The sequence below is a fragment of the Burkholderia sp. Bp8994 genome (assembly GCF_003853805.1).
Taxonomy (GTDB): Bacteria; Pseudomonadota; Gammaproteobacteria; order Burkholderiales; family Burkholderiaceae; genus Burkholderia.
Map to the genome: position 1 here is coordinate 239,097 of NZ_QTQH01000010.1, position 8,898 is coordinate 247,994.

Genomic DNA, 8,898 nt, shown 5'->3' on the forward strand with positions numbered 1-8,898 from the left:
CTTCATTTTGTTCGTTGGTAGGCTCGATTGGATTCGAACCAACGACCCCCACCATGTCAAGGTGGTGCTCTAACCAACTGAGCTACGAGCCTAAGAAGCCGCGAATTATAGAGAGGGTTTTGGAGGTGCGCAAGCCCCTTCGTGAAAATTTTTTGAATCGGGGAGGATGCGTTGGGGGATCGTCCGGCGCTCGAGCGCAGACCGCAATCGCATCCGGGTTCATCCTCACTGCGACGTCTCACCGGGCCCGGGTACGTTCCGTCATAATGGATTCGTCGCGAATCCGGGGCCGGGGGTTGCGAACGACAATCAAGAGCAGGAACCGGCCCGATCCGGTCACGGGGAACAGGCGCGCGCGATGCACGATCCGCGCGCCACCTTGCATGAACCAGTAGCACCTCGTGACGACGGCAGACCGCAACGCACGCGTAACGATATCGGGGTGGGTATGGTCGCGCTCAATCTGGTAATTCCCTGCTTCAACGAAGAAGCCGTGTTGCCGGAAACCGTACGCCGGCTCACGATCCTGCTTGATCAGCTTACCCGCGACGGCATCATTGACGGCGCGAGCGGCGTGACCTTCGTCGACGACGGTTCGCACGACCGGACCTGGTCCCTCATCGAAGGCTTCCATGCCGCTGATCCACGTATCCACGGCCTCAAGCTGTCGCGCAACCACGGGCACCAGAACGCATTGCTTGCCGGGCTCATGAGAGTCAACGGCGACGTGCTGATCAGTCTCGACGCCGATCTCCAGGACGACCTCGACGCGATTCCGCGCATGCTGCGCGAATACCAGTCCGGCGCCGAGATCGTATTCGGCGTGCGGCAGCGTCGTGACAGCGACGGCTTCTTCAAGCGCGTCAGCGCGCGCGGCTACTACCGGCTGCTGCGCCGCTTCGGCGTCGACATCTTGCCGGATCACGCGGACTTCCGCCTGATGAGCCGCCGGGCGATCGAAGAATTGCGCGGCTTCCGCGAGGTCAACCTGTTCCTGCGCGGCATCGTGCCGCTGCTGGGCTTCCGTACCGCGATCGTCCGGTACGACCGGCAGCCGCGCTTCGCCGGCGAAAGCAAGTACCCATTGGCGAGGATGATCCTGCTCGCGTCGGACGGTGTCGCGTCGTTTTCGACGAAGCCGCTGCAATGGAGCGCGTACGTTGGCGCGCTGCTCGCGCTGGCCTCGACCGTGTTCGGCATCTGGGCGCTGTCGATCCGGCTGTTCACCGACCGTTCGGTGCCCGGTTGGGCGTCCACCGTGATCCCGATGTACTTTCTCGGCGGCCTGCAGTTGCTGTTCCTCGGCGTAATCGGCGGCTATGTCGCGAAGATCTATTCGGAGACGAAGCAGCGCCCGCGCTTCATCGTCGAGAAGACGCTATGACGGGCCATCGGTCCTGTCGCGCAACGACCCGGTGCCAGGCTGGCGGCGGTCTCTCACGCGGGGGCTCGTGCAATGGATGACAGCACGGTAAGCGGCCGCTTGCCGCGTGCGTGGCCATATCGCACAGCCGATCGCACGTTGCGCGCATTGTTCGTTGCGACGGTCGCCGCCGCCGGCCTGCTGTTCTGGCTCGCGCCGCACCCGCCGATGGTCGATCTTCCGCAGCATGCGGCACAGGTCGCCACGCTGCGCGACCTGCTGCGCGGCCAGTCGCCATGGGCGCCATTGCTGCGGATCAATCTGTTTACGCCCTACCTGCTCGGCTATGGCGCGGCAGCGCTGCTTTCGTTCGTGATGCCCGTCGCGGCTGCGTTCAAGGTCATGCTGACCCTGTCGTTCTATGGTTTCGTCGCCGCGTACCTCGCGCTGCGCCGGCGTCTCGGTACGGACCCGCGCCTCGACTGGCTGTGCGTGCCCGGATTCTTCGGCTTCGCATACGAGTTCGGTTTCTACTCGTACCTCGTCGCCGTACCGGTCGCGATGATCTTCCTGGCGCTCGCGCTCGACTATGCCGGGCGGCCGACAGCCCGCCGCGGCGCACTGCTGGTGCTCGTGAATCTCGCGCTGTTTTTCTCGCACGGACTACTCTTCGTATTCGCGAACGCGATCGGCGTGCTGTTCCTGCTCGTGCGCCTGCGCACGACCAGCATGTTGCCGCGCGTGCTGCTCGCCTCGTGGCCGTATGCGATCCTCGCCTCCGTCACCGTGCTGTACGCGGCGTTGCATCGTGACGTCGATCTGACGCCGATGTATCCGTTTACCGTGATGTGGGGGATCAGCCCGGTCGTGCGCGTGTTCGCGGCCGTGCTCTATCCGTGGGGTGTCGCCGGCGACAGCCGTTCGCTGCTGGCATTCCTGCTGATCGCTGCCGCACCGTTCGTGATGGCATCGAAACCGAACCGGCAGGTCGCCGCCTATGTACCGGCAATCATCGTGACCATCGTCTGGTTTACCGTGCCGCTGTTCGCGATCAACACGTTTTTCCTGTATCCGCGCTTTGCGCTGTTCCTGTTTCCGTTTTATGCGCTGATGTTCCGCGCGCCCGCACCAATGGAACCCGGCCGGCGAATGCCGCAGCTCGCGCTGATGACGCAGTTGCTCCTTGCCGTGGTCTGCGCCGGTTTCATCGTTCAGCAAGGTGTCCGCGCGCTGCGCTTCGCCGACGAGAGCGCTGATTTCGACGTCATTGCCAACGCAATCGAACCCGCGCAGCGCGGCCTTGCGATCATCGTCGACAGGACGAGCCCGGCTGCCGGCAACCCGTATGCCTACGAGAACTTCGCGCTCTGGTATCAGGCCGAGCACCGCGGATTCGTCGATTTCAATGCCGCGCGGTTCCCGCCGCAGATCGTCCGCTTTCGGCTCGACCGGCTGCCCGGTGTCGGGCCGTCCGACGTCTCGCCGCTGCCGCTGTACCGGCACTTCGACTGGCAGCGGCACCAAGGGCGCCTGTACCGGTATTTCTTCGTTCGCGCCGAGACACCGCTGCCGGACACGTTTTTCGCCAATCCGGACTGTCGCGTCGTGCGCGTGAAGACGGCGGGCGAATGGTCGGTGTACGAGAAGCAGGCTTGTCGAGGCGATTGATTGCACTGCGTCGCATGCGGTGCGATGCGTCGCGCCACGTCGTGCACCGATCGCACCATCGGGAGATTGCGATGTCACCTGGATTCATCGCGGACGATACGCCGCGCTCGTATGACGAGATCTTCTACCGATACCAGCGCGAGGGATCGGCGCGGTCGGCGCATGGCGTGCTGCCCGGCGTCAACGCGCTGCTGAAGCCTGCGAGTATCCTCGACGTCGGTTGCGGTGCCGGAGCATGGCTCAGCGTGCATCGCCAGCTCGGCGTGCAGGACATCACCGGCATCGACGGCGACTATGTCGATCGTTCGATGCTGATGGTCGACCCTGCCGATTTCGTACCGGCCGATATTTCGAAGCGCTTCGATCTCGGGCGATCGTTCGATCTCGTCCAGTGCCTCGAAGTCGGCGAGCACGTGCCAAAGGCATCCAGCGAGGCACTCGTCGACAATCTCGTCCGGCACGGCAAGCGCGTGCTGTTTTCCGCCGCCGTGCCTGGCCAGGGCGGCGAGAACCACATCAACGAACAGCGCTACGAATTCTGGCGCGACCTGTTCGCGCGCCACGGCTACCAGCTGTTCGATTTCGTCCGGCCGATGATCGCCACGGACATGCGCATCGAGCCGTGGTACCGCTACAACCTGCTCTTTTTCGCTGCCGCCGACGAAGCGGAGTGGCTGCCGGACGCGATCGGACAACACCGCGTCGACAGCCGTTCGGGCATACCGGACGTGTCGCCGCCCGGCTACAAGGCGCGCAAGTTGCTGCTGCGCTGGCTGCCGGTGCGCGTGAAAACCGGCATCGCCATGCTGAAGAGCCGGATGGTCGCCAACCAATTGAAGCGCCACGAGGAACACCGGTGAAACTGTCCGTCTACGTGCTCATTCTGGCCGGCGTGTTCCTCGCGGCAACCGGCCAGGTCGCGTTCAAGATCGGTGCCGACGGCCGCCATGCATTGACTGAATTCATCAATGCGTGGGTCGCGCTGGGGTTGCTCTGCTACGGCGCAGGCACGGTGCTCTGGATCTTCGCTTTGAGCAAGACCGGGCTCACCGTCGTGTATCCGTTTACCGCGCTTACGTTCGTGCTCGTCTTTCTGGCCGGAATCGTGTTCTTCGGCGAGCGTGTGTCGTATGCGCAATGGGGAGGCGTCGCGATGATCCTCGGCGGGCTGTATCTGATCGCCATGGTTCGATAGCGGGGCGGACTGGCGCTGCAACTTATCCACAGCGCGCTATGGATAACCGTCCGGCAAGCCTCTGGATTCACAGTGGAACGATTGAGGATATGTCGACGCGACTGTGAATCGACGGAAAGTTGTTCTGTGATGCACAGCGATTTTCCTGTGCATCGCCTGTGGTTATGCATTCCACTTCATGCTGAAAATTCAGGGCGTTACGGAAGTTATCCACTGTGAGGCTGCGGGCTTGTTAACTATCACTACGTATATATACGAACTCTGTTAACACCTTTGGATAAGCACAGTCCGCCGACTGTGATCCGGGCGGGATATGCACTGCGTGCGGTGGATGGATCAAGCGAAGCCGAAGCCGGTGACCGCTCGAACGCTCGTATCGGTAGAATCGCCGGGGTTCGGGATCGTTGTCGGTTCAAGGGCGAGCGATTCAACGTGAAGTTCGATCCCGGCGATCGATGAAGGCTCCCGTCAATGAGATGCTGGTGATCGATATTGCTGGCTGCGTCGTGGGTGCTCATGACCGATGCGGCTGCACAAGGTCCGTTATGACGACCACGCCACCGTCGTACGACATGACGGACGACACGACGCTGGAGTCCGTGCGGCCGTGGCGCCCGATTGTCGCGTGTGGACAACCGGCACGCAAAACAATCAGGAACGCTGTGTGCCCCCCTCGGGAACACATTGATTCGAAGCGCTCACGCGCATGCGAACAACCCGTGAGCGGCCGAATCGAAATCCTGTGTACCAGCTCGGCGAGGGCGATGTGGATATCGCGACCCAAAGACACTCGAAATGCTGTGCGGGCCGAAGGTGAGTGATTCAACCAGAGACGGCATGCCGAGCCGCTGGGGCCGATGCGGATATCCTGCGTCCAGAAGACGCCAAACCCTGTGACGTCGGAACCGAAGAGGGTCTACCCATCCGGGAACGCACCGCGACGAGGTTCGCGGTGTGGACAACCACCACAAAAGCGAATTTAAACGCTGTGGCCCCGAACGGTGAACGTGCGTGCTTTCAGGCTTGTCGAACCGCATCGGACGGACCGCAGTCAGCGCACAACGGCCACCAACCGACAGCGTATCGTCCAGCTCAAATCTGCTGATCGAGCGCCCTCACGACCGCGTGCTCACCAAGACTATCCACAGGCCCGACCACCGCGAAGTTGAGCCCATTCACCGACCCATACCGCGCCAGCAACGACCCATCCACGCGTTGCCCGGCCGGCAGCAGCCGATGTTTCGATTCCGCGGGCCGGAGATAGAAGCTCAGCGTCCGCCCGGCGTCGTCCTCATAGAGCACCATCGCGGCCGTGGCCCCACTATCCGTCGTAAACAACCGCCCGCCAACCGGCCGGAACCCCGCCGCACTCAAATCCGGCAGCCTGGCCGATGCCCCCACGCGCCGGGTGAGCCAAGTTTGCAAATCCTTCGCACCCGTCGGCCGGAAATCCACCTTCGCGGCCTGATCGACCACCATCATCCGGTAAGCCTCGACCGCATCGCTCATCGGCGCAATCGGCGGCGCCGCGTTCCATCCACGCGCCTGCCAGCCGCCAAACGTCCCGAGCCCGATACAGAACACGAACGACGCCGCCATCGCGAACCGCACCCGCGAGCGCTCCGCACGCTTCGCACGAATCGCCGCCGGATCCAGCGCAGGATTCTCGCCAGGCATCCGCACGCCTTCGAGCGCGGCCCGTAACCGCTGCGCATCCTGCTGCCAGTGCTGCACCTGTTCCGCGCTCTCCGGATGCAGCGCGAGATATCGCTCGACCGCGGCGCGCGCATCGTCGTCGAGTTGGCCGTCGACATAGGCCTGGAGATCGTGTTCGTCGGGACGGAGCGTATTCATTTCATCAAACGGAGAGAAGGAGCGGGAAGCTCGCCGTCGCTGAGCTGGCGCAGCGCCTGGCGGGCGCGGGAGAGTCGCGACATCACGGTGCCGATCGGCACGTCGAGCAGGTCGGCAACTTCCCGGTACGTGAAGCCCTCGACCGCGACGAGCAGCAGCAGGCTGCGCTGCTCGTCGGACAAACGGCCGAACGCTTCGAGCGTCGCGCGCGCGGCCACCTCGCGTTCGGCGGACGGCCAGTGCGCTTCGTCGTCGTCGCGAATGCGGCCGAGCAGCCACGCATAGCGCTTCGCGCTGCGTTTGCCGTCGAGAAACTGCCGGTAAAGGATCGTGAAGAGCCAGCTGCGCAGCGACGCGTCGTCGCGGCGGCTCGCCCAGCGCGACAGCGCACGCTCGAGCGTCGACTGGACGAGATCGTCGGCCGCATGGACATCACGTGCCAGCCAGAGCGCGAAGCGTCGCAGCCTGGGGATGAGTTCGCGTAATGCGTCGTCGTCGGGGGCGTTTGAGGGCATGGCCGGGGGCGCGAGCCGATAAGCGTGGAGATGCCGCGTAGGACGCCGGTCGGCGCCGCTTATTCCGTCAGCATACGAAAAATTTCTTCATGGAATAAAGCGGCGCGGGTGGCGTCCTACACGCGTTCGACAATGATCTGACGATCGGGAGTGCATCCATGAAGCAATCATCCTCTTCTTCACCGCCGCGCGAGCCTGGGCGCGGATGGTGGCGCTGGGCCGTGATCGGCGGCGCGGTGGCCGGCGTGGCCGTGGCGTTCGGGTATGTCGGCGGCTGGCTCGCGCCGGCGCGTCTGACCCCGCACCGGCTCGTCGACGCGCTGCAGACGGCCGGCGGCGAGCATCCGGGTTTCCGGCGCAATCACGCGAAGGGCGTTTGCGTGACCGGCTACTTCGAAGGCAACGGCGCGGCTAGCGCGTATTCGGTCGCACCGTTCTTCAAGGCGGTGCGCACGCCGGTGGTCGGCCGCTTTGCGCTGCCGGGCGGGAATCCGTATGCGCCCGACAGCAGCGTGCCGATCCGCAGTCTCGCGCTGAAGCTCACCGCACCGGACGGCCAGCAATGGCGGACCGGGATGAACGCGATGCCGGTGTTTCCGGTGGCGACGCCGAAGGCGTTCTACGCGCAGCTGCTGGCGACCCGGCCGGATCCGGCGACGGGCAAGCCCGATCCGGCGAAGGTCAAGGCGTTTTTCGGCGCGCATCCGGAGACGGCTGCGTTCCGCGCATGGGTGAAGGGTGCGAAGCCGAGCGCGAGCTACGTCACCGAAAGCTATTACGGGCTGAACGCGTTCTACTTCGTCGATGCGGCCGGCAAGCGCCAGGCGGTGCGTTGGCGCGTCGTGCCGGAGCAGACGGCGGGCGCCGGGGACGTCGCGACGGCCGCGGATCCGAACGTGCTGCAGCAGGACCTGACGCGGCGCATCGCGGACGGCGCGCAGAAGTGGAAGCTGCTCGTCACGCTGGCGGAACCCGGCGACCCGGTGGACGACGCGACGAAGACCTGGCCTGCGCAGCGGATGACGATCGACGCGGGCACGCTCGTGCTCGATCGCGTGGAGCCGCAGGACAGCGGGCCGTGCCGGGACGTGAATTACGACCCGACGGTGCTGCCGCAGGGGATTCAGGTGTCGGGGGATCCGTTGCTGGCGGCGCGGTCGGCGGCTTATGCGGATTCGTATCTGCGCAGGACAAGTGAAGAGGCCGGCGTGGCTGGCGCGGCGCGATTGAGTGCGGAGGGACGATGATGAAGGCTGCTACGACGTTTGGCTTGCCGGCGAGGCTGCTGCATTGGGTGATGGCCGCGATGATCCTCGCGATGCTGTTCATCGGGGTGGGGATGGTGGCGTCGGTTTCCGGGCGGCACGATTTCCTGGTGGCGTTGCACAAGCCGCTGGGGATCGCCGTGCTGGTGCTGGTGTGTGTGCGAATCGTCGTGCGGCTTTCGTCGAAGCCGCCGGCGTTGCCTGAGGATTTGCCTTGGTGGCAGAAGGTTGCCGCGCATGGGTCGCATCTGGTGCTGTATGCGCTGATGCTGGCGATGCCGCTGATCGGGTGGGCGATGCTGTCGGCTGGCGGGTATCCGGTGACCTTGGGCGGCGGCGTGCAGTTGCCGGCGATCGTTGCGGCTGATCCGGTTGCGTTCGCCTGGCTCCGGGTCGCGCATCGCGTGCTGGCCTATCTGTTCTTCTTGACGTTCCTCGCGCACTTCGCGGCGGCGCTGTATCACGGACTGATTCGACGGGACGGCGTGGTGAGGGCGATGGTTGGGCGGTAATCGACGGAAGGTTGAGTTCGCTGCGGCGGGGCGGTTCACGGGCGACCGAGGCTGCTCTTGCCGTGCCGCTTATCTATGACCACTAGGGCGGTTCAGCGGCTCCCGGCCTAGCACGTCAAAAATATTTCACAAAAGGGGTTGCGGAGACCGGGGCAGGTGCTTAGAATCACGCCTCTTTCGCGCTAACGGAAACGCAGCGCGGGGGGAAGAAGGGAAGCGGTGCTGTTGAAGTCGGTTTTATCGACTCCAGTGCATACGAAATTAAACCGTAGTCGTCGCAACGAAGTAGTTAAAAAAGTTGTTGACGAGTTTTAAAAAACGGTTGATAATCTCGCTTCTCTGCTGCTGAAAACGCAGCGCTGCTGAGAAAGCCTCCGGGTCCTCGCGGAAATGCTCTTTAAAAATTAACAGCCGATAAGTGTGGGCGCTTGATGGACGCGAGCTGATCTTCGGATCAGAAAAGCGAAAGTATCAAGAGTCTCACACTAAAGTAAGTCAGGTTTATGAAGTGATTCATATTCCTGTC

General features: G+C 63.7%; 8 protein-coding genes and 1 tRNA gene. 6 read left to right on the plus strand and 3 right to left on the minus strand.

Annotation, left to right across the window (positions count from 1 at the left end; all coding sequences use genetic code 11):
* Positions 1-15: 15 nt before the first annotated feature.
* Positions 16-92 (minus strand) — tRNA-Val (locus DIE04_RS13570).
* A gap of 356 nt (positions 93-448) precedes the next feature.
* Between DIE04_RS13570 and DIE04_RS13575 the strand changes: the two genes are divergently transcribed.
* The 4 genes from DIE04_RS13575 to DIE04_RS13590 all read left to right on the plus strand — a co-directional run bounded on the left by DIE04_RS13575 (position 449) and on the right by DIE04_RS13590 (position 4,226).
* The gene (locus DIE04_RS13575; RefSeq protein ID WP_044845175.1) at positions 449-1,384 is read left to right on the plus strand and encodes a glycosyltransferase family 2 protein; all 936 of its coding nucleotides are present in this window, start codon (positions 449-451) and stop codon (positions 1,382-1,384) included.
* 138 nt (positions 1,385-1,522) lie between these two features.
* Positions 1,523-3,031, plus strand: a complete 1,509-nt coding sequence (locus DIE04_RS13580) for a hypothetical protein (RefSeq protein WP_260426248.1) — start codon at positions 1,523-1,525, stop codon at positions 3,029-3,031.
* Positions 3,032-3,102: 71 nt separating this feature from the next.
* Complete coding sequence (locus DIE04_RS13585; protein ID WP_124486772.1) at positions 3,103-3,891, plus strand: bifunctional 2-polyprenyl-6-hydroxyphenol methylase/3-demethylubiquinol 3-O-methyltransferase UbiG; 789 nt, start codon at positions 3,103-3,105, stop codon at positions 3,889-3,891.
* On the plus strand, positions 3,888-4,226 hold the full coding sequence (locus tag DIE04_RS13590; RefSeq protein ID WP_124486771.1) for an EamA family transporter: 339 nt from the start codon (positions 3,888-3,890) through the stop codon (positions 4,224-4,226). Before DIE04_RS13585 ends, DIE04_RS13590 begins: the two co-directional genes overlap by 4 nt.
* Positions 4,227-5,318: 1,092 nt before the next feature.
* Here the strand turns inward: DIE04_RS13590 and DIE04_RS13595 are convergent.
* Together DIE04_RS13595 and DIE04_RS13600 are read right to left on the minus strand one after the other, a co-directional pair.
* Complete coding sequence (locus DIE04_RS13595) at positions 5,319-6,080, minus strand: anti-sigma factor (RefSeq protein ID WP_124520415.1); 762 nt, start codon at positions 6,078-6,080, stop codon at positions 5,319-5,321.
* On the minus strand, positions 6,077-6,595 hold the full coding sequence (locus DIE04_RS13600; RefSeq protein WP_124520413.1) for a sigma-70 family RNA polymerase sigma factor: 519 nt from the start codon (positions 6,593-6,595) through the stop codon (positions 6,077-6,079). The genes DIE04_RS13595 and DIE04_RS13600 overlap by 4 nt, the downstream gene beginning before the upstream one ends.
* A gap of 158 nt (positions 6,596-6,753) precedes the next feature.
* Between DIE04_RS13600 and DIE04_RS13605 the strand changes: the two genes are divergently transcribed.
* Together DIE04_RS13605 and DIE04_RS13610 are read left to right on the plus strand one after the other, a co-directional pair.
* Positions 6,754-7,842, plus strand: a complete 1,089-nt coding sequence (locus tag DIE04_RS13605; RefSeq protein ID WP_124486768.1) for a catalase family peroxidase — start codon at positions 6,754-6,756, stop codon at positions 7,840-7,842.
* Positions 7,839-8,372: a cytochrome b gene (locus DIE04_RS13610; RefSeq protein ID WP_124486767.1), complete on the plus strand. Its 534-nt coding sequence runs from the start codon at positions 7,839-7,841 to the stop codon at positions 8,370-8,372. Before DIE04_RS13605 ends, DIE04_RS13610 begins: the two co-directional genes overlap by 4 nt.
* The last annotated feature ends 526 nt before the right edge of the window (positions 8,373-8,898 follow it).

Excerpts from the sequence above, each read along its gene's own strand:
- DIE04_RS13585 (WP_124486772.1), top strand. The coding sequence starts at position 3,103 with ATGTCACCTGGATTCATCGCGGACGATACGCCGCGCTCGTATGACGAG.
- DIE04_RS13605 (WP_124486768.1), top strand. The coding sequence starts at position 6,754 with ATGAAGCAATCATCCTCTTCTTCACCGCCGCGCGAGCCTGGGCGCGGA.
- DIE04_RS13575 (WP_044845175.1), top strand. The coding sequence starts at position 449 with ATGGTCGCGCTCAATCTGGTAATTCCCTGCTTCAACGAAGAAGCCGTG.
- DIE04_RS13595 (WP_124520415.1), bottom strand. The coding sequence starts at position 6,080 with ATGAATACGCTCCGTCCCGACGAACACGATCTCCAGGCCTATGTCGAC.
- DIE04_RS13600 (WP_124520413.1), bottom strand. The coding sequence starts at position 6,595 with ATGCCCTCAAACGCCCCCGACGACGACGCATTACGCGAACTCATCCCC.
- DIE04_RS13610 (WP_124486767.1), top strand. The coding sequence starts at position 7,839 with ATGATGAAGGCTGCTACGACGTTTGGCTTGCCGGCGAGGCTGCTGCAT.